Genomic DNA, 22,863 nt, shown 5'->3' with positions numbered 1-22,863 from the left:
CCACCCCCCCACGCCCACCCCACAGGGCAGGCACCAGAGCCAGCGGGTCAGATGAATTGCTCCTTAGAAAGGAGGTGATCCAGCCGCACCTTCCGGTACGGCTACCTTGTTACGACTTCGTCCCAATCGCCAGCCCCACCTTCGACAGCTCCCCCCACAAGGGTTAGGCCACCGGCTTCGGGTGTTGCCGACTTTCGTGACGTGACGGGCGGTGTGTACAAGGCCCGGGAACGTATTCACCGCAGCGTTGCTGATCTGCGATTACTAGCGACTCCGACTTCATGGGGTCGAGTTGCAGACCCCAATCCGAACTGAGACCGGCTTTTTCCGATTCGCTCCCCCTCACGGGATCGCAGCGGTCTGTACCGGCCATTGTAGCATGCGTGAAGCCCTGGACATAAGGGGCATGATGACTTGACGTCATCCCCACCTTCCTCCGAGTTGACCCCGGCAGTCTCCTATGAGTCCCCGGCATTACCCGCTGGCAACATAGGACGAGGGTTGCGCTCGTTGCGGGACTTAACCCAACATCTCACGACACGAGCTGACGACAGCCATGCACCACCTGTATAGGACCCTTACGGACCCCCCATCTCTGGAGGATTTCCCTATATGTCAAACCCAGGTAAGGTTCTTCGCGTTGCATCGAATTAAGCCGCATGCTCCGCCGCTTGTGCGGGCCCCCGTCAATTCCTTTGAGTTTTAGCCTTGCGGCCGTACTCCCCAGGCGGGGCGCTTAATGCGTTAGCTACGGCACGGAACCCGTGGAAAGGTCCCCACACCTAGCGCCCAACGTTTACGGCGTGGACTACCAGGGTATCTAATCCTGTTCGCTCCCCACACTTTCGCTCCTCAGCGTCAGGACATGCCCAGAGAACCGCCTTCGCCACCGGTGTTCCTCCTGATATCTGCGCATTTCACCGCTACACCAGGAATTCCATTCTCCCCTGCATGCCTCCAGTCTGCCCGTATCGAAAGCAAGCACCGAGTTAAGCCCGGTGTTTTCACTCCCGACGCAACAGACCGCCTACGAGCCCTTTACGCCCAATAATTCCGGACAACGCTCGCACCCTACGTATTACCGCGGCTGCTGGCACGTAGTTGGCCGGTGCTTCTTCTGCGCATACCGTCACCACCCAAAAGAGCAGCTTCGTCTGCGCTGAAAGAGGTTTACAACCCGAAGGCCGTCATCCCTCACGCGGCGTTGCTGGATCAGGCTTCCGCCCATTGTCCAATATTCCCCACTGCTGCCTCCCGTAGGAGTCTGGGCCGTGTCTCAGTCCCAGTGTGGCCGGTCACCCTCTCAGGCCGGCTACCCGTCAAAGCCATGGTAGGCCACTACCCCACCATCAAGCTGATAGGCCGCGAGCACATCCCACACCACCCAAAGGCTTTCCACCACACCCCATGCGGGGCAGTCCTATCCAGTATTAATCACCGTTTCCGGTGGCTATCCCAAAGTGCAGGGCAGATTACTCACGTGTTACTCACCCGTTCGCCGCTCGAGCACCCTCCGAAGAAGGCCTTTCCGCACGACTTGCATGTGTTAAGCACGCCGCCAGCGTTCGTCCTGAGCCAGGATCAAACTCTCCAAAGAAAATTCAAACCCTAACAACAAAACAAAAACCAACGATCAAACGTCAGTCCCAGAATCATTGCAAAACCACCAACCCAACCCCAAAACACAGGGAAAGATCGACAGGTAAACAAACAAATCAATTCATCGACTATCACACACTGTTGAGTTCTCAAAGATCAGACCGCACCGCGCAGAGCCTCTCGGCGCTGCCGCGGGGGCAACCTGAGAAAACTTACCGGGTGGGCGGGGGCGAGTCAACTTGGATCCGTGTGGGTGGCGTCACGTCAGCCCCGCGCGTCCGGGGCTCCACGCGGCGGCGCCGCCGGCCGGTACGCCGACACCCACGGCGACCCCGTCTCCCAGAACCTCCACGGCCGCTGCGCGGCGTGCCGGAGGCCGACCCGGGGTCCTCGGGAGACCCGCTCGTCGACCAGCCGCGTGGCGGGCAGCTCGAGGCGCAGCGACCCGCTCTCCAGCACGGCTCCGTCCTGGTCGCAGTCCAGCCCCAGCGCGGCGCACAGCCGGGCCGGCCCCCGGGCCAGGTCGCGGTCGCTGCTGCGGGGGCGCCGGGCCCGCGCGACGTCCAGCCCCGCGATCACCTCACCCGCACGCAGCAGCACCGCGCCGGCCTCGCCGACCGGTCCGCAGACCACGTTGGCGCAGTGATGCATGCCGTAGGTGAAGTAGACGTAGAGCCGGCCCGCGGGCCCGAACATCACCGCGTTGCGCGGCGTCCGGCCGCGGAACGCGTGCGAGCCAGGATCGTCGGCGCCGGCGTACGCCTCGACCTCGGTCAGCCGCACCGCCACGTCGTGGTGACGCAGCACCGCTCCCAGCAGCAGCGGCGCGACCTCGAGCGGCGACCCGCCGAGCAGTGCCTCCAGCTCAGCCGAGCCGCTCACCGTGCTCCCGCAGCCGGGTCCGCAGCTCGGCCAGCTGCTCGACGACCCGGTCCTGTGCGGTGCCGCCCCGGCCGGTGCGGGCGGCCACCGAGCCCTCCACCGTGAGCACCGACCGCACCTCCGGTCGCAAGGCGGGCGAGATCGCCGCGAGCTCCTCGTCGGGCAGCTCGTCGAGCTCACAGCCGAGCTCCTCGCACCGACGGACACAGGCTCCGGCCAGCTCGTGCGCCACCCGGAAGGGCACGCCGTCGCGGACCAGCCAGTCGGCCACGTCGGTGGCCAGCGAGAACCCCTGGGGGGCCAGGTCGGCCATCCGCGCGGTGTCGAACTCCAGCGTCGAGACCATGCCGGCGAGTGCGGGCAGCACCACCTCGAGGGTGTCGACGGAGTCGAAGGCCGGCTCCTTGTCCTCCTGGAGGTCGCGGTTGTAGGCCAGGGGCAGGCCCTTGAGCGTGGTGAGCACGGCGGTCAGGTTGCCGACCAGTCGCCCCGACTTGCCGCGAGCCAGCTCGGCGATGTCGGGGTTCTTCTTCTGCGGCATGATGCTCGACCCGGTCGACCACGAGTCGTGCAGCCGGACGAAGCCGAACTCCCGCGTCGACCACAGCACCAGCTCCTCGGCCAGCCGGCTCACGTCCACGCCCACCATCGCGGCGACGAAGGTCAGCTCGGCCACGAAGTCGCGCGCGGCGGTGCCGTCGATGGAGTTGGCCGCGGAGCCGTCGAAGCCCAGCTCGCGGGCCACCAGCTCGGGGTCCAGGCCCAGGCTGGAGCCGGCCAGCGCGCCGGCGCCGTACGGCGACTCCGAGGCGGTCCGCCGAGCCCACTCGGCCAGCCGGTCGAGGTCGCGCACCAACGGCCAGGCGTGCGCGAGGAGGTGGTGGGACAGCAGCACCGGCTGCGCGTGCTGCAGATGGGTGCGCCCCGGCATCACCGCGCCGAGATGCGCCTCGGCCTGCTCGGCCAGGGCGGTCGCCAGCCCCACGAGGGACCGACCGACGACGACGGCGCGGTCGAGGAGGTAGGCGCGCAGCAGCGTGGCGATCTGGTCGTTGCGGGACCGACCGGCGCGCAGCCGGCCGCCCACCTCGGGACCGACCTCCTCCAGCAGCAGCCGTTCGAGCGCGCCGTGGACGTCCTCGTCGGACGGATCGGGACGCAGCTCGCCCGACTCCAGACGCGCCCCCAACGCATCCAACCCGCGATGGAGCTCGGCCTCGTCGTCGGGGGTGAGGTAGCCCGCGGCGGCGAGCGCCTTGGCGTGCGCGTGCGAGCCCGCGAGATCGTAGGCCGCGAGCCGCCAGTCGAAGTGTGTGGAGCGGCTGAGCGCCTCGAGCTCGGGGCTCGGACCGCTGGCGAACCGGCCGCCCCACAGCGCGCCCGTGTTGGTCGTGCCCGAGGCATCCTCGGAGCTCATCAGACGTCACCCTCGGCCATCGCGACGAACCGCTGGGCCAGCGCGTCGCCTCCCGACGGGGCGCGCGAGATCACCAGCACGGTGTCGTCGCCGGCGATGGTGCCGAGGACGTCGGGCAGCTCGGCCTTGTCGAACGCGGAGGCCAGGAACTGGGCGGCTCCGGGCGGGGTGCGCAGCACCACCAGGTTGGCGCTCGCCTCGGCGCTCACCAGCAGCTCGGCGCAGAGCCGGCCGAGCCGCTGGGTGGCGGCGGCCGTCTCCCGGGGGGCGGCCGGCGAGCGGTCACCGCCCTCGCCGGGGACGGCGTACACCAGGGCGCCGGAGGCGCCGCGCACCTTGACCGCGTCGAGCTCGACCAGGTCGCGGGACAGGGTGGCCTGGGTGACGTGCAGGCCGCGCTCGGCGAGCAGGTCGGCCAGCTCGGTCTGGGACCGGAGCTCGTGGCTGGTCACCAGCTCGATGATCCGCTGCTGGCGAGCGTTCTTGGTGTGCGGCGCCGCGCCGAGGGGGACGTCCGTCATCGGTCCTCCTGCTGCCACAGCCAGGTCAGCACCGCCTTCTGGGCGTGCCGCCGGTTCTCCGCCTCGTCCCACACCACGCTCTGGGGGCCGTCGAGGACGTCGGCGGCGATCTCCTTGCCGCGGTAGGCCGGCAGGCAGTGCAGCACGATCGCCTCGGACGCGGCGAGAGCCAGCAGCTCGGCGGTGACCTGGTAGCCGATGAAGGCAGCGAGTCGCGCCTCCGCCTCGGTCTCCTTGCCCATCGACACCCAGGTGTCGGTGACCACGACGTCGGCACCGGCGACGGCCTCGCGCGGGTCGCGGACCAGCGCGGCGGAGCCGCCGGTGGCCGTGCCGATCGCCGCGGCCCGCTCCACCATGGCCCGCTCGGGCTCGTGCCCCTCGGGCGCGCTGACCCGCACGTGCATGCCGGCGGTCGCGCCGGCCAGCAGCCAGGAGTTGCCCATGTTGCAGGCGCCGTCGCCGACGAACGCCACGGTCAGCCCGGCCGTCCCCCCCTTGTGCTCGGCGACGGTCTGCAGGTCGGCCAGCAGCTGGCAGGGGTGGAACTCGTCGGTCAGCGCGTTGACGACCGGCACGCCGGAGAACTCCGCCATCAGCTCCAGGTTGGTCTGCGCATAGGTGCGCCAGACGATCATCGACGCCTGCCGGCCGAGCACCCGGGCGACGTCCTCGACGGACTCGCGCACGCCGATGCCGGCCAGCGACCCCTCGACCAGCATCGGGTGCCCACCGAGCTCGGCGATGCCGGCCGCGAAGGACGCCTGGGTGCGCAGGGTCGGCTTGTCGTAGATCGTGGCCACGGTGCGTGGGCCGGCCAGCGGCTTCGCCGAGTACGGCGACCGCTTCAGCTCGGCGGCCAGGGCGAGCACCTCGGCCTGCTCGGCGGGGCTCAGGTCGTCGTCGGCGAGGAAGTGCCGGGTCATGCGTCCTCCGTGGTCGGCTGGTCGGCTGCCCCGAGGATGCCAGCCCAGGCGTCGGCGAACTCCTGCAGGTCGGGTTCGCCGAGGGTGAGCGGCGGCGCGAAGCGCAGCCGCCCCGGCCCGGTGTTGTTGAGCAGGAAGCCGCGCTCCTGCGCGACGGCGACCACCCGGGCGGCGTTGTCGGCGGCCAGCTGGGCCCCGACGAAGAGACCCGCCGCGTCGACGGAGACCACCTGCTCGGGCTCTTCCACGACGTCGGCGAGGAGCTTGCCGAGCCGGGCGGACTCCTCCAGCAGGCCTTCGGCCTCGATGGTGTCGAGCACCGCCAGCGCGGCCGCGCACGCCACCGGGTTGCCGCCGAAGGTGGTGCCGTGGTTGCCCGGCTCCAGCAGCGTGGCGGCCTCGCCCAGGCCCACGCACGCGCCGATCGGGATGCCCCCGCCGAGCCCCTTGGCGAGGGTGACGACGTCGGCGCGCACCGGCTCGCTCAGCGCGGGGTTCTGGTGGGCGAACCAGGTGCCGGTCCGGCCGATGCCGGTCTGCACCTCGTCGAGCCAGAGCAGCGCGCCGTGCGCGTCGCAGGCCTCGCGAGCGGCGGTGAGGTAGCCGTGCGGCGGTACGACCACCCCCGCCTCGCCCTGCACCGGCTCGAGCACGACCGCGGCCGTCTCGTCGGTCACCGCGGCCGCGAGCGCCGCGCTGTCGCCGTAGGGGACGAAGGTGACGTGGCCCGGCAGCGGCTCGAACGGCGCGCGGTAGGCCTCCTTGGCGGTGAGCGCGAGCGCGCCCATGGTCCGGCCGTGGAAGGCGCCCTCGGTGGCCACCAGGTGGGTGCGGCCGGTGCGCCGGGTGAGCTTGAAGGCGGCCTCGTTGGCCTCGGTGCCGGAGTTGGTGAAGAAGACCCTGCCCTCGGCGCCGAGCAGGGCGAGAAGCCGCTCGGCGAGGGCCACCTGGGGCTCGGTGGCGAAGAAGTTGGACACGTGGCCCAGCGTCTCGAGCTGCTCGGTGACGGCTCGCACCAGCGCCGGGTGGCCGTGGCCCAGGGCGTTGACCGCGATGCCGCCGAACAGGTCGAGGTACTCCTTGCCGTCGGCGTCCCAGACCCGCGCGCCGCTCCCCCGGGCCAGCACCAGCCGCGGTGGGCCGAAGGTGTTCATCAGCGCGCCGGCGTAGCGGTCGCGCCACTGCTGCTGGTCGTTCATGGCGTCCCCTCCGCCGGGCGGATCTTGGTCTCGACGCCGGGCAGCACCTGGGTGCCGACGCCCTCGTCGGTGAAGATCTCCAGGAGCACGGCGTGCGGCTCCCGGCCGTCGACGACCGTCGCCTTGGGTACGCCGTCGCGCACGGCCATCAGGCAGGCACCCATCTTGGGCACCATGCCGCTGGCCAGCGTCGGCATCAGCTCGGCGAGCGAGTCGGGGCTGATCTCCTTGATGACGTCGTCGCTGTCGGGCCAGTCGCGGTAGAGGCCCTCGACGTCGGTGAGCACCAGCAGCTTCTCCGCACCCAGGGCGACCGCCAGCGCGGCGGCGGCGGTGTCGGCGTTGACGTTGTGGACCTGGCCGCTCGCGTCGGGCGCCACGCTGGACACCACGGGGATCCGGCCGGCCTCGATCAGGTCCAGCACCGCCTCGGGCCGGACATGGGCGACCTCGCCGACCAGGCCGAGGTCGACCTCCTCGCCGTCGACCACGGTGTTGGTGGCCTTGGCCGTGAACAGCCCGGCGTCCTCGCCCGAAAGACCGACCGCCAGGGGGCCGTGCTGGTTGATCAGCCCGACGAGCTCACGCTGCACCTGGCCGACGAGCACCATCCGGACCACGTCCATCGCCTCGGGCGTGGTCACCCGCAGGCCGCCGCGGAACTCCGACTCGATGCCGAGCCGGTCGAGCATGGAGGAGATCTGCGGGCCGCCGCCGTGGACGACCACGGGCTTGAAGCCGGCGAAGCGCAGGAACGCGATGTCGCGGGCGAACGCCTGCTTGAGGGTGTCGTCGGTCATCGCGTTGCCGCCGTACTTCACCACGATGATCTTGTCGTGGTAGGCGATCAGCCACGGCAGCGCCTCGGCGAGGGTGGCCGCCTTCTGCGGGTCGGGGGTCTTCATGGCGTCCTCAGGTGGAGTAGGCGCTGTTCTCGTGGACGTAGGCGTGGGTCAGGTCGTTGGTCCACACCGTCGCCCGCTCGGTGCCGGCCTTGAGGTCGATCGTCACGGTGACCTCCCGGCCGGCCAGGTCGATGCCGGCGGGGTCCTCAGCGGGCGTGGAGCTCCGGCAGACCCAGACGCCGTTCATCGCGACGTCGAGGTCGGCCGGGTCGAAGGCGGCCTGCGTGGTGCCGACGCTGGCCAGCACCCGCCCCCAGTTGGGGTCGTTGCCGAAGACGGCGGCCTTGAACAGGTTGGACCGCGCCACGCTGCGGGCGACCTCGACGGCATCGTCCTCCGAGGCGGCGTTGAGCGCGGTGATGGCGATGTCGTGGTCGGCACCCTCGGCGTCGCGGAGCAGCTGCATGGCCAGGTCGGTGCAGGCCTGGGTCAGCGCCTCGGTGAGGTCGGCCGTCGTCGGCGTGATGCCGCTGGCGCCGCTGGCCATCACCGTCACGGTGTCGTTGGTGGACATGCAGCCATCGGAGTCGAGCCGATCGAAGCTCACCCGGGTGGCCGCGCGCAGCGCCCGGTCGAGGTCGGCCGCGTCGACCACCGCGTCGGTGGTGAGCACCACCAGCATCGTCGCCAGCTGGGGGGCCAGCATGCCGGCGCCCTTGGCCATCCCCCCGATCGACCAGCCGGCGCCCTCGACCAGGGTCTGCTTCGGGACGGTGTCGGTCGTCATGATGGCGCGCGCGGCGTCCGGTCCGCCGCCGGGCGCGAGGGCGGCGTGGGCCGCGTCGGCGCCGGCCAGCACCTGGTCGCGGTCGTTGGCCAGACCGATCAGGCCGGTGGAGCAGACCACCACGTCGATCGCCCCGATGCCGAGGTGTCCGGCCACCCGCTCCGCGACCGCGTGGGTGGTCTGGAAGCCGTCGGGGCCGGTGTAGCAGTTGGCGCCGCCGGAGTTGAGGAACACCGCACGGACGACGCCGTCCTTGACGACCTGCTGGCTCCACAGGACCGGGTTGGCCAGGCAGCGGTTGGCGGTGAAGACGCTCGCCGAGTCGAAGCGCGGGCCCTGGTTGACGACGAGTGCGACGTCGGGCTTGCCGGAGGCCTTGAGGCCGGCGGTCACGCCGGCGGCCAGGAAGCCCCTCGGGCTGGTGACGGTCATGGTGCGACTCCGACGGTGGTCAGCCCGGTGGTCTCGGGGAGGCCGAGCGCGAGGTTGAGGCACTGGACGGCGGCGCCGGCGGTGCCCTTGGCGAGGTTGTCGATCGCGCCGACCGCGACCAGGCGACCGGCCGACTCGTCGACGGCGACCTGGAGATGGACCGCGTTGGAGCCGGCGACGGACTGGGTCTGCGGCCACCTGCCGGCCGGCAGGAGGTGGACGAACGGCTCGTCGGCGTACGCCGCGGCGTAGGCGTCGTAGGCCTGCTGCTGGGTGACCCCGGGCCGCAGCGGCGCGGAGCAGGTGGCCAGGATGCCGCGCGACATCGGCACCAGGAGCGGCGTGAAGCTGACACCGACCGGGGTGCCGGCGACCGCGGTCAGGTTCTGCACCATCTCCGGGGTGTGCCGGTGGACACCGCCCACGCCGTAGGCCGACGCGTTGCCCATCACCTCGCTGCCCAGCAGGTGCGGCTTGGCGGCCTTCCCCGCGCCCGAGGTGCCGCTGGCGGCGACGACGACGACCTCGGGCTCCACCAGGCCGGCCGCGACCGCCGGGGCCGTCGTCAGGGTGGCGATGGTCGGGTAGCACCCCGGCACCGCGATCCTCGTGGCGCCCTGCAGACGCTCTCGCTGGCCGGGCAGCTCGGGCAGTCCGTAGGGCCAGGTGCCGGCGTGCGGGCTGCCGTAGAACCGCTCCCAGGCCTGCCCGTCGGCCAGCCGGAAGTCGGCGCCGCAGTCGATGACGATGGTGTCGTCGCCGAGCTGCTGGGCGAGGGGGCCGGAGGCGCCGTGCGGCAGTCCGAGGATCACCACGTCGTGGCCGGCGAGGTGCTCGGCGTCGGTCGGCTCGAGGACCCGGTCGGCCAGCGGCAGCAGATGGGGCTGGAGCTCACCGAGGCGCTGACCGGCGTTGCTGCCAGCCGTGACCGCGCCGATCTCGACATCGGGATGGCCCAGGAGCAGCCGCAGCGCCTCGCCGCCGGCGTACCCGCTGGCGCCTGCGACCGCGACGGAGTAGGTGGTCATGATGCATGACTATACACACGAATGCATGACTAAGCAGGGGTGGTCGCATCGTGGACACCGGCCCAGGTCTCAGCACCAGCCGTCGTCGCCACGCCCGAGGACGTAGGGCTCCCCGTCGAGCAGCAGGCGGCCATCCTCCCACGAGGCGATCTCGCCGGGCTCGCAGCCGACGTCGTGGCCGTGGATCTCGAACCGGCCCCGCTCGGCGGGAGGCACGACCACGTCCAGCGACTCCCAGGTCACGTGCGCGTCGGCGTACGCCGGCACCCGGACGCTCACCGGGTCCGGTCCGGGGTTGACGACGTAGACCGAGACCACCGACTCGCCCTCGGGAGTCAGGCTGTGCATCCCCACGCTGACCGTCGGGGGGTGGGCGCACCACTCGCGGACGGCGGAGGCCAGGTCGAGCGGCTTCGACGGGAGGTAGCGATGCCGCTGCGCGGTGCCGTCGGTCTCGCGCTCGACGACGGACACGGCCGGCTCGGCCAGCGGCGCGCCGGGGGTGCAGTCGGGCAACACGCCACCACTGATCGACACCCGGTCGCCGGTCTCCACCGGGATGTCGTCGTACGGCGACTCCTCGTCCAGCCACAGGCTCCCCGTGTCCGATCGCGCCCCGTAGTGCACCCGCGCGTCGGACAGGGTGACGGCCCGGTCGAACCGCACCTCGGCGTCCCAGCCGACCCCGCCGTCGGTGACATACACCCGCATCGGCACGCGAGTGTTCGCGTCGACGGCCGCGGCCGCGTCGTTGCGGTCACGATGCGAGGCGGCCCAGCCGCCGGTCGCCACGAGGGCGCCGACTGCGAGGACGACACCCACGGGCAGCCATCGCCGCCCGGCCCCGCCGGCCTCCGTGCTCATCTGCCCCCGCCTCCGGCCCGAGGGCCTCGTTTCCGGACCGTTGCCGGGCCTCGTTGCCGCTCAGTATGAGACGGGAGGCGGTGCTCGGCCATGGCCTTCACCAGACCTCCACAGCAGGCTCGGGACCGGGGGTCTTTTCTGCCGAACCAGGACGGGTCTACGGTCGGAGACATGAGCTCACTCGACGCCCCCGACTACCTAGGGCACCTCCGGTCCGAGTCCACTCGGTTCCGCGAGGTGCTTTCCACATGTGCCCCCGACGCGCAGGTGCCGAGCTGTCCGGCGTGGACGGCCGCCGACCTGCTGTGGCACCTGGCCGAGGTGCAGCACTTCTGGGGCTGGGTGATCGCGAACCGGCCGGCTCATCCTCGCGACGGCTACGCCGATCCGGAGCGGCCGGCGTCGTACGACGAGATCCTGGCGGCGTTCGACGCCTCCCACGCGGCCTTCGTCGAGGCGCTCGCCGCCGCCGACCCCGCCGACAAGGCGTGGTCGTGGTCGGCCGAGCAGACGGTCGGCTTCACCTATCGCCGGCAGGCCCACGAGGCGCTCATCCACCGGGTCGACGCCGAGCAGACCGCCGGAGCCGTGACGCCGCTCGACCCGGCGCTGGCCGCCGACGGCACGCGGGAGTGCCTCGACGTCATGTACGGCGGCTGCCCCGAGTGGGGCGAGTTCTCACCGCTCCCCCACTACCTGCGCGTCGACCTCACCGACACCGGCGACCGGATCTGGGTGCAGCTGGGCCAGTTCCACGGCACCGACCCCGACGGGATCGACCACCACGAGGACGACATCCACGTCGTCGGCGACCCGGGCGTCGAGCCGGACGCCGTGGTCGAGGGCACCGCCGAGCAGCTCGACCTGCGGCTGTGGCGGCGCGGCGACGGCGACGACATCCACCTCCACGGCGACCTGTCCATCGTCGACCACTTCCGCCGGGCCATCCACGCGCCGATCGAGTAGGCCTGGCTGGTGGGCTGTGGAAATGTCGACGTTTGGCCCCAAACGTCGCGATTTCGCGGCCAGACCATGTCGTTTGTGCCCCATCGGTGAGGTTTCGCGACACCCAGCGACGGTGGGGGAACGCCCTGGCGGGTGGTGACGGGCCGTCGCGCCGAGTGGTGGGTACGACGTCGGCCGAGCTACCCCTGTGACGCCGGCCGCCAGCGGAACCGGCACATCACGATCCCGTGGTCGGTGGTGCCCTTCTCGCGGTGCACGTCGGCGGAGTCGTCGTTGAGGTGGTCGTTGGTGATAGCCAGCCCGTCGAACAGCCACTGCCGCCGATAGCTGTGGTCGTAGAACTGCTCGCTCACCATCACGTGGTCGAGCGACTCGCGCAGGTCCTCGTGGACGTGGGTGTAGTAGACGTCGCGGGTGTCGCGGTACTCCTGCAGGGTCTGTGCCGTGTAGAGCGCGATGTCACCGCCGCCACGGCTGTCGCCGACGAGGTAGCGGGGCTGCTCGCTGAGGATGTTGATGGTGTTGCTGTGCTGGCCGTCGTTGAGGTCGCCGAGCACGATCACCGGCGTCACGGTGCCCTTCATCACCTCGGTGAGCAGCACCCGCAGCGCGGCCGACTCGGCGGTGCGACGGATGGTCGAGAGCGCGCTGCCGATCGCGGTGCGGTGCGGCGCGTGGACGTCGGGGTCGTACCACGGCTCGCGGTGCACCTCGGCCGGCAGCTTGGACTTCAGGTGGGCGACGTAGACGCGGGTCAACGGCGGCGCGTCGCGCAGCGCCACCTCGAAGGTGAGCACCGGCCGTGAGAAGCCGGTGATGCCGACCTCGATGTCGGGTGCCTGCGGGTCGACGGTGTCCTCGAGGTGCAGGGCGGCGGGGAACGACGAGACCCACTCCGGGTCGCCGCGCAGCAGCCCCTTGCGGACGATCGCGGCACACACGATGCGGGTGCCGACAGCGGGCGCGGCCAGCAGGTCGTAGTCGTCGTCGAGGTTGGCCCGGTCGAGCGCCTCGGCCAGCGCGTCGGCGTGCCAGAGCTCCTGGAACCCGACGATGTCGGCTCGCAGGTCGCGCAGCCGGTCGGCGACGAAGGCCACCTTGCGGCGGTACTCCGCCTCGGTCCACACCCGCTGCCCGGGGTTCATCGACCGGTCCGGCAGCTGCATGTTGTAGAGGTTGAACGTCGCCACGCTGAAGCTGTCCAGGTCCATCTCGCCTCCGATGCCGGTGCGCACGCGAGAGCCATCATGCTCCCGCCCAGGAGGAGGCGGGAGAGCCTCAGCAGATACGGGTACGACGCCCCGTGCCCGCCCCGGACCGGTCAGACGCGCTGCACGGCCCCGCACCGCTCCGCGGCGACGGCGACGGCGGCGTCCCGGGCAGCCGAGGTCTCCTCGACCGTCAGCGTCCGGTCAGGAGCCCGGAAGCGCAGCCGGAAGGCCAGCGACTTGCGGCCCTCGCCGACCTGGTCGCCGTCGTAGAGGTCGAACAGCCGCACCGACTCGAGCAGGTCGCCGGCCCCCTCGCGCAGCGCCTGCTCCACCTCGGCGGCGGACACCGAGGAGGCCACGACGACCGCGACGTCCTCGCGGGCCACCGGGTACGACGAGAACGACGGCGCCGGGGCGACGTCGACAGCCAGCCGCAGCAGCGCGTCGAGGTCGACCTCCGCGGCCGCGGTGCGGGCGGGCACGCCGTAGGCACGGCACACCTTGGGGTGCAGCTCACCCGCGTGACCGACGACCAGGTCGCCGACCCGCAGCTCGGCACAGCGGCCGGGGTGCCAGGGTGCCCGGGTGGCGGCACGCACCTCGACGGCGACGCCGAGCGCGTCGCACACCCCACGCACCGCGGAGACGGCGTCCTGCCAGCCCGCGGCCCGCCCCTCGCCCCACCAGCCCGAGCGCTCACGCTCGCCGGCCACCACGAGGCCGAGGTGCAGCGGCTGGGCCGGCAGTGCCTTGGTGAGGTCGTCGTACTCCCCCTCGGTGGGGCGCCGGTCGACCGGCAGGATCGGGGTGCCGTCGCCCTCGTGCGGCAGCGTCACCGTCGCGGTCTCGAACAGCGCGACGTCGGCCTGGCCCCGCCCGGCGTTGCGGGCGGCCGCCTCGAGCAGCCCGGGCAGGAGCGTGGTGGTCATCGACGGCTGCTCGGCCGACAGCGGGTTGGCCAGCGTCAGCACGGTACGCCGGTCGTCGGCCGGGTCGAGCCCGAGCCGGTCGAGCTCGGCGATGCCGATGAACGGGAAGGCGAGCACCTCCACGAAGCCGGCGCCGGCCATGGTCCGGCCGACCCGGCGGCGCAGCCGCTGCTCACGGGTCAGCCCACGCCCGGCGGGGGCCGGCGGGAGCACCGAGGGCACCTGGTCGTAGCCGACGATCCGGACGACCTCCTCGACCAGGTCGTAGGGGTCGGTCAGGTCGGTGCGCCACGGTGGCACGATGGCGGTCAGCCGGTCGTCCTCCACGGTCACCGTGCACCCGACGGCCTCCAGGGCGCTGACCGTGGTCCCGGCCGCGATGTCGATGCCCGAGATCCGCGCCGGGAGGTCGCTCTCGATCGCGATCGTCCGCGGCGCGGGCGCCTGGCCGACCTTGGTGACCCCCGGGTGCGCGGTGCCGCCTCCGTGGGTGACCAGCAGCTCGACCACGCGGTCGGCCGCGGCCTCCGGGATGGTCGGGTCGACGCCGCGCTCGTTGCGCTTCCCGGCCTCGGAGGTGAGCTTGTGGCGGCGGCCGGTGCGGAACATCGAGACCGGGTCCCACGAGGCCACCTCGACGAGCACGTCGGTGGTGGTGTCGGACATCTCGGTGGTCGCTCCGCCCATCACGCCTCCGAGGCCGATCGGACCGGAGTCGTCGCAGACCACCAGGTCCTCGGCCGACAGCACCCGCTCGACGTCGTCGAGCGTGGTGAGATGCTCGCCCTCGGTGGCCCTCCGCACCCGGATCGGGCCGGCGAGCTTGGCGGTGTCGTAGCCGTGGATCGGATGCCCCATCTCGAGCATGACGTAGTTGGTGATGTCGACGGCCAGCGAGATCGGTCGCATGCCGGCCAGCTGGATCCGACGGGCCATCCAGTCCGGCGTGGGTGCGGCGGGGTCGACGCCGGTGACCCGGCGGGCCACGAACACCGGACAGCCGGCCTGGTCGTCGACGACTACGGGATAGCCGTCGGCATTCGGCTCGGGGGTCTCCCGCAGGGCGGGGTCGTGGAAGGTCGCGCCGTCGCCGTGGACGGCGTACTCCAGGGCCGCCTCGCGCGCCACACCCCGCAGCGACAGGGCGTAGGCGCGGTCGGGGTTGATCTCGAACTCGATCACCTCGTCGCGCAGCGGCAGCACGCCGAACGCGTCGTCGCCGGGCGTGCCGGCATCGGCGGGCAGCACCATGATCCCGTCGTGGTCCTCGCCCAGCCCGAGCTCGCGGGCCGAGCAGATCATGCCCGCGGAGACGTGGCCGTAGGTCTTGCGGGCGGAGATCTCGAAGCCGCCCGGGAGCACGCCGCCGGGCAGGATCACCACGACCAGGTCGCCGACGGCGAAGTTGAGGGCGCCGCAGACGATGCCCTGCGGCTCGCCGGTGCCGTTGGCGTCGGCGACGTCGACCTGGCACCAGCGGATGGTCTTGCCGTTGGACTGCGGCTCCTCGACGAGGTCGAGCACCCGACCGAGCACCAGCGGGCCGGTCATGTCGTGGCCGGGCCGCTCCAAGGCCTCCAGCTTGAGACCGAGCATGGTCAGCCGGTGGGCGAGCTCGTCGGCGGTGAGATCGACCGGCAGCTCGACGTAGTCACGGATCCAGGACAGGGGGGCGCGCATCAGATCTCCGTCCCGAACGCCGCGGCGAACCGCACGTCGCCCTCGAAGAAGTCGCGCAGGTCGGTGATGCCGTGGCGGAACATCAGCGTGCGGTCGATGCCCATGCCGAACGCGAAGCCGGTGTAGCGCTCCGGGTCGATGCCACAGGCGACCAGCACCCGCGGGTTGACCACGCCGCACCCACCCCACTCGATCCAGCCCTCACCCCTGCAGGTGCGGCACGACTCGACCGCCCCCTCGACGCCGCGGCACACGAAGCAGCGCAGGTCGACCTCGGCGGACGGCTCGGTGAACGGGAAGTACGACGGCCGGAAGCGGGTGTCGATCCCCTCGCCGAACATCGCGGTGGCGAAGTGGTCGAGCGATCCCTTGAGGTGGGCCATCGTGATGCCCTCGTCGACGACCAGGCCCTCGACCTGGTGGAACATCGGGCTGTGCGTGGCGTCGTACTCGTCGGTGCGGAAGACCCGGCCCGGGCAGACGACGTAGATCGGCGGGGTGCGGGTGAGCATGGTGCGCGCCTGCACCGGCGAGGTGTGGGTGCGCAGCACCACGTGGTGGTCGGCCGGCTCGGTCCAGAAGGTGTCCTGCATGGTGCGCGCCGGGTGGTCGGCGCCCAGGTTGAGCGCGTCGAAGTTGAGCCACTCGGCCTCGACCACCGGACCCTCGGCGACCTCCCAGCCCATCGCGACGAACACGTCGGCGATCAGCTCGGAGCCGGTGGTGATCGGGTGTCGCGCGCCGCGGGGGGCGCGGTCGACGGGCAGGGTGACGTCGACGGTCTCCTCGACCAGCATCCGCTCCTCGTGCTCGGCCTCGAGCACCGTGGTGCGGGCCGCGAGCGCCTGGTTGACGGCCCCGCGCGCCTGGCCGACGCGCTGCCCGGCCTCCTTGCGGGCCTGGGGCGGGAGCGCCCCGATCTCCCGGTTGGCCAGCGCCAGCGGCGAGCGGTCACCCGCGTGGGCGAGCCGCACCTCCTTGAGCTGGTCGAGGTCGGCGGCCGCGTCGATCGCCGCCAGGGCGGCGTCGCGCATCGCCTCCACCTCCTCGGCCTTCAGTGGGGTGACCTCGACGGGGTCGTAGTCGGAGTTGGGGCCGGACATGAGTCTCTCTCGTCGGGGGGCGTCGGGTGCAGCGCCGGGCGGGGCGGCTGCGGGGTCGCTCGGCTCGGCGGACGAGCGGCGACCCGTGGATTCTAGGGGCGGGACGGCGTCTGGTGGCATCGGGGACTCCTGGGTCGGACGGACGGGCCTGGTCTCCCCCGGGCCCGCCGCCAGGAGTCAGCCGCGGTGCCGGCAGGGCGGCAGCGACGAGCCTCCCGGACCGCTCACGGGCCCGGGGCTCGGAAATCGCTGTGCCGCCATGGCGTCAGCGTAGTCGCCCACCTCGACGAGCGCGCCCCCGTTTCCCCACTCCCCCTTGTCCCACTCCCGCGGTGCTGAGGGGACTCCTACGGTGGTCGACCACCGCGGAGGTGCCCACAGCGCCGCGGGAGTGGCAGCAGCGCCGCGGGGGTGGCAGCAGCACCGCGGGGGTCGGCGCCCGCGCGGGAGTCAGTCGGTGTCGGTCCCGCAGGAGGTGGCAGTCGCGGCCGCCGAGCCGCGCAGACCCGGGGACACCCCGACGAAGTCGTCGCCGAACGGCTCCGCCCGGGAGCGACCGAGGTTCCACGACAGCCAGTCGCCGTCGGTCTCCCGCGAGGGCAGGCAGGCGCGGGCGTCCGGGTCGTTCGCGAGGGCAGGGGTGGCGTCGTCGGAGAGCCCGGCCAGGTAGTACCAGTCGGCCCGGCCGGTGTCGGCGTACCGCGCCAGGTTGTGCTCGGCGATCCAGGCGTCCGGGTTGAGCAGCGCCAGCCCGAGCATCGCGGTGGCACCGGTGAGCAGGGCGGCCCGCGGCAGCCACGTCCCGCGCAGCCCCACGCCGGCGGCCAGGACCAGCAGCACCACCAGCCCGAGCCAGCCCTCGAAGACGTCGACGAGCAGCCGCAGCCGGGTGAAGCCGTAGGCCTGCTGGTAGACGTGCATGCGGTAGAGCGCCGAGGCCACCACCACGAGCGTCATCGCGCCCAGGGCTCCGAGCGCGGCGCGCAGCCAGAGCCGGTCGGCAGCCGTCTCCCGCGGCGCCTTGCGCGCGGCCGCCCAGACCACCGCCAGGGTCAGCAGGGTGGCGACGGTGAGCTGGCCGAAGCCCTGGTGGACGTACTCCGCATAGGTCAGCCCGGTGGTCCGCTGCAGGTAGGCGTGGCCGCCGAACGCCGCGGCCGCCTGGGCCAGGAGGAACACCACGAAGACGGCGTCGACCAGCAGCACCGGAGCCAGCCACTCGAAGCGGTGTCCGACCGGGCGTGGCGTGCGAGGCGTCTCGGGCTCGACGCGCGGCGGGTTCAGCGCGACGTACGCCGCGGCCAGCACGACGCCGCCGACGGCGACGGCGAGGAACGCCCGGGCGATCAGGGTGTCCGGCGTCCAGTCGGGCAGCAACGTGTCGACCCAGCTCGCGAACAGCGCGTCGGCGGACGCGAACAGCAGCCCGAAGACGAGCAGTCCCAGCACCGACCACGCGACGGTCCGCGCCATCGCCGTGGTGTTCGCCGACCCGGCCAGGCCCTTGGCGCTGCGCCCCAGCCAGGGCATCCCGCGCAGCCCGGCCAACGGCCAGGCCAGACCGGCGACCACGAAGCCGAGCATGGTCCGGCCCCGGGTCGCGCCGACCAGCATCGTCACCGCGCCGGTGAGCACGCAGAGGACCACCACCCAGTCCGCGTCGCGGAGCACCACCATGCCGGTGAGCAGCGCGCTCAGCGCCGCACAGGTGACCGTGAACCAGTCGCCCTTCGTCGACGACGCGACGGCGACGACGAACCCCGCGGCGGCGAGCACCAGGAACAGGCCGAGTCCGGGCGGCCGGAACGGCAGCACCGTGGCCGCCAGGACCCCGACCCCGAGCGAGGCCAGCAGCAGGTCGCGGCGACCGGCGAGCTCCCGCTCGGGCCAGAACGGCCCGAACAGCGCGTCCATGCCGCCGTCCGGGGCGGGGTGGGGCGGCTGCAGACCCGGGGCCCCCGGCGTGGTCGGCGCGGGCGCGGGCGAGGCCGCCGACGGGCCCGAAGCGGGTGGGACGGGCACAGGCACGGTGACCTCCTGGGTCGGAGCGGGCGTCGTCTGCATGGCGGCGGCGTGCGGCATCCGCAGCACGGCCCGGGCCCCGGGCTCTGCTGCCTCGGGATCCTCGAAGGAGAGGGTGCCGCCGTGCTGGGTCGCCACCGAGCGGGCGATCGCCAGTCCCAGGCCGGTGCCACCGGTGGTGGGGTCGAGGGTGCCGAAACGCTCGAAGACCCGCTCCCGGTGCTCGGGTGCCACCCCGGGCCCGGCGTCGCGGACCTCCAGCCGCCAGCCGCCGTTCGCGGTGGTCGCCGCGACGACCACCCGCCCCCCGGGCGGGCTGTGCCGGACGGCGTTCTCGACCAGGTTGGTGACCAGCTGCCGCAGTCGCTCGGCGTCGCCGACGACGACCAGGTCCTCGGGCACCTCGATGCCGACCACGACGTCGCGCCCGAGGTGCGCGACGTCCGCGACCGCCTCGCCGACCAGCGCGGACAGGGCGACGTCGCCGAGCCGGAGGGGGGCCGCCCCTGCCTCGCTGCGGGAGAGGTCGAGCAGGTCCCGCACCAGGGCCCCGAGCCGCCGGGTCTGGTCGAGCAGCTCGGCGAACGCCTCGGGGGTGGCCGGCTCCACGCCGTCGACCAGGTTCTCCAGCCGAGCGCCCAGCGCGGTGAGCGGCGTGCGCAGCTCGTGGGACACCATCGCCACCAGGTCGCGGCGCTCCCGGTCGACGACCGCCAGGTCGCGCGCCATCGTGTTGAACGCCGTCGCCAGCTGCCCCACCTCGTCGCTCGCGGAGGCGTCCACACGCACGTCGTAGTCGCCGCGCGCCATCCGCCCGGCCGCCTCGGTCATCTGCCGCAGCGGCGAGGTCATCCCCGTGGCCAGCAGCTGGGTGACACCGAGCGCCAGACCCACCGCGACCGGGATGGCCACCCACCACGAGACCCCGCCGGCCGAGGCCACCGTGCCGAGCACCGCCGCGACCAGCACGCTGGCCCCGACCAGCAGGGCGAGCTTGGCCTTGATCGTGGTCACCGGCCCGAGCGGCGGCCGGGAGGACGGCAGGCTCACGGCTGCTCCGGTGCCTCGAGCGCGTAGCCCACGCCATGAGCGGTGCGCACCCGGGCCGCGCCGATCTTCGCCCGCAGCGACTTCACGTGGCTGTCGACCGTGCGGGTGCCGGAGGCCTCCGGCCAGTCCCAGACCTCCGCCAGCAGCCGCTCCCGGGTCAGCACCTGTCCCGGGGCGGCCGCCAGGCAGGCGAGCAGGTCGAACTCCGTGGGCGTCAGGTGCACGAGCTCCCCCGCGGCCGTGCACCGGCGCGCCCCGGTGTCCACCACCAGATCGCCGACGCTGTGCACCGCCGGCGACTGCTGCGCGAGCTCGGCGGCCCGGTCGACCCGGCGCAGCAGCGCGGCCACCCGGGCCACCAGCTCACGCATCCCGAACGGCTTGGTGAGGTAGTCGTCGGCGCCGACCGCGAGCCCGGCGAGGATGTCGCTCTCGTCGTCGCGAGCGGTGAGCATCAGCACCGGCACCGGCCGCTCGGCCTGCACCCGGCGGCAGACCTCGAGGCCGTCGAAGCCGGGCAGCATCAGGTCCAGCACCAGGGCGTCGGGGCGCTGCTCGGTCGCCGCGCGCACGGCCGCCGGGCCGTCGGAGGCCCGGGCCACGGCGTACCCCTCCGCCTCCAGGCGGCGGCTCACCGTCTCGCTGATCACCGGGTCGTCCTCGACCACGAGGACCAGGCGGCGCACGGGCTGGGTCATGGCAGCAGCCTAGGAAGCCGAACCGCCGGGAAGCGGGTACGACCTGTGAAGGGTTCGTGCAGATCGGTCCACCGGTGCCCGTCGGGGCTAGTCGTCGCTCTCGGGCCAGGAGACCTGGATCCGCGCGCCGCCGGCGGGCGAGTCGTCGATCGCGACGTGGCCGCCGTGGGCCCGGGCCAGCCCGTTGACGATGTACATCCCGAGCCCGGACCCCCCTCGGACGCCGCCGGTCCAGAACTTCGTGAAGACCCGCCGACGCAGCTCCGGGGCGATGCCCTCCCCCTCGTCGTCGACGGTGAGCAACACCCCGGTGACGTCGGCCGGCGCCGGTCCCTCACCGGCGGAGAGCCGCTCCAGCGTCACGCGCACCGTCCCGTCGCCGTGCCGGACGGCGTTCTCGACCAGGTTGGTGACGACCTGGGTGAGCTTGTCCGGGTCGGCCTGGATCTCGGGCAGGTCACCGGCCAGCCGCAGCTCGATCGGCCGGGCGGTGCCCGCCTGCACCATGTCGACCACCCGCTGCACCAGCACCACGGCGTCGACGGGGCGGGGGTAGAGCGACAGCCTGCCGGTGTCGATCCGGGCCACGTCGAGCAGCTCCGCGATGAGCCGGCTGAGCCGGTCGGCGTCGGCGTTGACGGTGGTGAGCATCAGGACCTTCTGCTCGTCGTTGAGCTTGTCCCACCGGTTGAGCATCGCCTGGACGAAGCCCTTGACGCCGGTCAGGGGCGAGCGCAGCTCGTGGGCGACGGTGGCCACCAGGTCGGACCGTTCCCGGTCCAACCGCGCCCGGCCGCGCCCCGAGCGCAGGCCGATGCCGACCCGGACCACCTCGCCCCGCGGACGGTCGCGGTGCATGGTGGCGGCGACCAGCACCTCCTCGCCGCTGGGCAGCAGCCAGGACTGCTCGGGGATGCCGGTGCGGCTGTTGAGGCCGTCGTACGGCGAGGAGCAGGTCACCCAGTCGCGCCCCTCGCTGTCGACCAGCCGGAGCACCTCGCCCAGCGGCGCACCACGCCAGTCGTCACCGTCGAGCCCGAGCATCGCCAGCGCCGCCCGGTTGACCGCGACCACGGCGCCGGTCGCGTCGGCGACCACGGCGCCGTCGGGGAGCGCGTCGAGCAAAGCCAGCTCGTGGGGGCCGTCGTCCTGGCTCACCCGCCCACCCTACTGACGGCGCCGGGTGGCGGTGTGGATTGCCCACCAGAGCGTCGTAGCGCGCCGCACTTGCCACCGGTGCGGCCGGCCTGCACGCTACGCGGGTGCCCACCGACCCTCGCGGACTGCGCGCCGACGCGCCCCTGCTGGACGCATGGCTGCGGTTCCACGAGCAGGAGCTGACGCCGTTCACGATCCCCGGGCACAAGTACGACCTCGGCCTGCTCGGTGACGTGGTGGCCGGCGACGTCCCGCTCTACGGCGGACTGGCGAGCGTCAAGGACGCCGCGGCGCTGCTGGCCGCGGCCGAGGACCGCGCCGCCGCCCTGTGGGGCGTGGACCGCTGCCGCTTCTCGGTGGCCGGCTCGACCCACGGCAACCTGGCGACCGCCCTCGCGGTGGCGTCCCCCGGGCAGCGGGTCATCGTCGGCCGGACCCTGCACCGCTCGCTGCTCGTCGGTCTGGTGCTCGCCGGCCTGGAACCGGTCTGGGTGCGCCCCGAGGTCGACCCACGGCTGGGGGTGCCGCTGGGGCTGGCGCCGGCCGCGCTCGAGGAGGCGTTTTCCCGCGCGCCGGATGCCGCCGCGGTGCTCGTCGGCGACCCGTCGTACGTCGGCACGACGGGCGACGTCGCCGGGCTCGCCGAGGTGGCGCACCGGCACGACGTGCCGCTGGTCGTCGACGCGGCATGGGCGGCGTACTTCGGCTTCCACCCCAGCCTTCCGCGCCATGCGCTCGCCGCCGGAGCCGACATGCTCGTGACCAGCGCGCACAAGACGCTGCCGGCCTGGTCCCAGGGCGCCCTGGTGCTGGCTCGCACCGACCGGGTCGACCCGGCGCGGCTCGATGCGGCCTTCGACATCGCCCACACCACGAGCCCCAGCGGGACCATCCTCGCCAGCATCGACGCCAGCCGGGCGCTGCTGGAGCGCGATGGTCCGGAGGTGCTCGCACCCATCCTCGAGGCGGTGGCCGGGCTGCGGGCCCGACTGACCGCCGAGGTGCCCGGGTTGGTGGTCCTCGACGGACCCGGGGTCGACCCGATGAAGCTGACGCTGGTGCTGTCCGGCACCGGGGCCGACGGCAACGCGGTGGAGCGCGACCTGATCGCCGCCGGCTCACCGCTGGAGATGGCCGACCGGGACACTTTGGTGCCGATCGTGTCGCTCGCCGATGGCGCGGCGTCGCTGGCCGGCCTGGGCGACCTCCTGGTGAGGCTGCTGGAGCGCCATCGCGCGGACCCGCGCCCGGTCGTGGGCGCCGCTGCCTGGTCGCTGGTGCCCGAGCTGACCGTCCCGCCCCGGGAGGCGTTCTTCGCGCCCCGGGAGGCGGTGCCGCTGGCGGCGGCGGTGGGCCGGGTGAGCGCCGAGCTGGTCGCGCCGTACCCACCCGGAGTCCCGGTGCTGGCGCCGGGCGAACGGGTCACCGGGTCCGTGCTCGCCGCACTCGAGGCGGCGAAGGTCAGCGGTGTGCGGATCGCCTATGCCGCGGACCCGACGCTCGCGACGGTGCTCGTGGTCGGCTGAGGCGCCTCCGACGTCGGGCT

General features: G+C 72.7%; 17 protein-coding genes and 1 rRNA gene. 2 read left to right on the top strand and 16 right to left on the bottom strand.

From position 1 onward, the window contains the following. Nucleotides 1-67: 67 nt before the first annotated feature. From R2740_RS07300 to R2740_RS07255, 10 genes are all read right to left on the bottom strand, one after another. Nucleotides 68-1,597 (bottom strand): 16S ribosomal RNA (locus R2740_RS07300). Nucleotides 1,598-1,863: 266 nt separating this feature from the next. Next, nucleotides 1,864-2,481, bottom strand: a complete 618-nt coding sequence (locus tag R2740_RS07295; protein WP_371302034.1) for a DNA-3-methyladenine glycosylase — start codon at nt 2,479-2,481, stop codon at nt 1,864-1,866. Beyond that, nucleotides 2,465-3,898, bottom strand: coding sequence for an argininosuccinate lyase (argH, locus tag R2740_RS07290; protein WP_371302033.1), 1,434 nt, complete (start codon nt 3,896-3,898; stop codon nt 2,465-2,467). The genes R2740_RS07295 and argH overlap by 17 nt, the downstream gene beginning before the upstream one ends. Then, complete coding sequence (locus R2740_RS07285; protein ID WP_371302032.1) at nt 3,898-4,419, bottom strand: arginine repressor; 522 nt, start codon at nt 4,417-4,419, stop codon at nt 3,898-3,900. The genes argH and R2740_RS07285 overlap by 1 nt, the downstream gene beginning before the upstream one ends. Next, nucleotides 4,416-5,345: an ornithine carbamoyltransferase gene (argF, locus tag R2740_RS07280; RefSeq protein ID WP_371302031.1), complete on the bottom strand. Its 930-nt coding sequence runs from the start codon at nt 5,343-5,345 to the stop codon at nt 4,416-4,418. The genes R2740_RS07285 and argF overlap by 4 nt, the downstream gene beginning before the upstream one ends. Then, nucleotides 5,342-6,544, bottom strand: a complete 1,203-nt coding sequence (locus R2740_RS07275) for an acetylornithine transaminase (protein ID WP_371302030.1) — start codon at nt 6,542-6,544, stop codon at nt 5,342-5,344. The genes argF and R2740_RS07275 overlap by 4 nt, the downstream gene beginning before the upstream one ends. Continuing rightward, nucleotides 6,541-7,449, bottom strand: coding sequence for an acetylglutamate kinase (gene argB, locus R2740_RS07270; protein ID WP_371302029.1), 909 nt, complete (start codon nt 7,447-7,449; stop codon nt 6,541-6,543). Before argB ends, R2740_RS07275 begins: the two co-directional genes overlap by 4 nt. Nucleotides 7,450-7,456: 7 nt before the next feature. Beyond that, the gene (gene argJ, locus R2740_RS07265; RefSeq protein ID WP_371302028.1) at nt 7,457-8,608 is read right to left on the bottom strand and encodes a bifunctional glutamate N-acetyltransferase/amino-acid acetyltransferase ArgJ; all 1,152 of its coding nucleotides are present in this window, start codon (nt 8,606-8,608) and stop codon (nt 7,457-7,459) included. Further along, nucleotides 8,605-9,636, bottom strand: coding sequence for an N-acetyl-gamma-glutamyl-phosphate reductase (gene argC / locus R2740_RS07260; RefSeq protein ID WP_371302027.1), 1,032 nt, complete (start codon nt 9,634-9,636; stop codon nt 8,605-8,607). The genes argJ and argC overlap by 4 nt, the downstream gene beginning before the upstream one ends. Nucleotides 9,637-9,705: 69 nt before the next feature. After that, the gene (locus tag R2740_RS07255; RefSeq protein ID WP_371302026.1) at nt 9,706-10,500 is read right to left on the bottom strand and encodes a hypothetical protein; all 795 of its coding nucleotides are present in this window, start codon (nt 10,498-10,500) and stop codon (nt 9,706-9,708) included. A gap of 171 nt (nt 10,501-10,671) precedes the next feature. Here R2740_RS07255 and R2740_RS07250 point away from each other — a divergent pair, with 171 nt between their 5' ends. Next, a complete protein-coding gene (locus R2740_RS07250) occupies nt 10,672-11,466 on the top strand; it encodes a maleylpyruvate isomerase family mycothiol-dependent enzyme (protein ID WP_371302025.1) in 795 nt (264 codons plus the stop codon). Nucleotides 11,467-11,645: 179 nt separating this feature from the next. On the opposite strand, the gene R2740_RS07245 is transcribed toward R2740_RS07250, so the two are convergent. The 6 genes from R2740_RS07245 to R2740_RS07220 form a co-directional block, all read right to left on the bottom strand. After that, nucleotides 11,646-12,701, bottom strand: coding sequence for an endonuclease/exonuclease/phosphatase family protein (locus tag R2740_RS07245; protein WP_371302024.1), 1,056 nt, complete (start codon nt 12,699-12,701; stop codon nt 11,646-11,648). An 86-nt stretch (nt 12,702-12,787) separates the two neighbouring features. Then, nucleotides 12,788-15,286: a phenylalanine--tRNA ligase subunit beta gene (pheT, locus tag R2740_RS07240; protein WP_371302023.1), complete on the bottom strand. Its 2,499-nt coding sequence runs from the start codon at nt 15,284-15,286 to the stop codon at nt 12,788-12,790. Beyond that, nucleotides 15,286-16,389 carry a phenylalanine--tRNA ligase subunit alpha gene (pheS, locus tag R2740_RS07235; RefSeq protein ID WP_371302022.1) on the bottom strand — a complete coding sequence of 368 codons (1,104 nt, stop codon included), beginning with the start codon at nt 16,387-16,389 and terminating at the stop codon, nt 15,286-15,288. Before pheS ends, pheT begins: the two co-directional genes overlap by 1 nt. A gap of 450 nt (nt 16,390-16,839) precedes the next feature. Further along, a complete protein-coding gene (locus R2740_RS07230) occupies nt 16,840-19,461 on the bottom strand; it encodes a DUF4153 domain-containing protein (protein ID WP_371302021.1) in 2,622 nt (873 codons plus the stop codon). Then, nucleotides 19,458-20,159: a response regulator transcription factor gene (locus tag R2740_RS07225; RefSeq protein WP_371302020.1), complete on the bottom strand. Its 702-nt coding sequence runs from the start codon at nt 20,157-20,159 to the stop codon at nt 19,458-19,460. The genes R2740_RS07230 and R2740_RS07225 overlap by 4 nt, the downstream gene beginning before the upstream one ends. An 87-nt stretch (nt 20,160-20,246) precedes the next feature. Continuing rightward, nucleotides 20,247-21,317 (bottom strand): ATP-binding protein, encoded by a 1,071-nt coding sequence (locus R2740_RS07220; protein ID WP_371302019.1) that lies wholly within the window; start codon nt 21,315-21,317, stop codon nt 20,247-20,249. Between the two features lie 104 nt (nt 21,318-21,421). Here R2740_RS07220 and R2740_RS07215 point away from each other — a divergent pair, with 104 nt between their 5' ends. After that, on the top strand, nt 21,422-22,843 hold the full coding sequence (locus tag R2740_RS07215) for an aminotransferase class I/II-fold pyridoxal phosphate-dependent enzyme (protein ID WP_371302018.1): 1,422 nt from the start codon (nt 21,422-21,424) through the stop codon (nt 22,841-22,843). Nucleotides 22,844-22,863: the final 20 nt, after the last annotated feature.

Source organism: Nocardioides sp., from assembly GCF_041393715.1.
Classification (GTDB): domain Bacteria; phylum Actinomycetota; class Actinomycetes; order Propionibacteriales; family Nocardioidaceae; genus Nocardioides.
The sequence above is the reverse complement of the archived record's forward strand: the minus strand, read 5'-3'. Positions and strand labels throughout refer to the sequence as shown.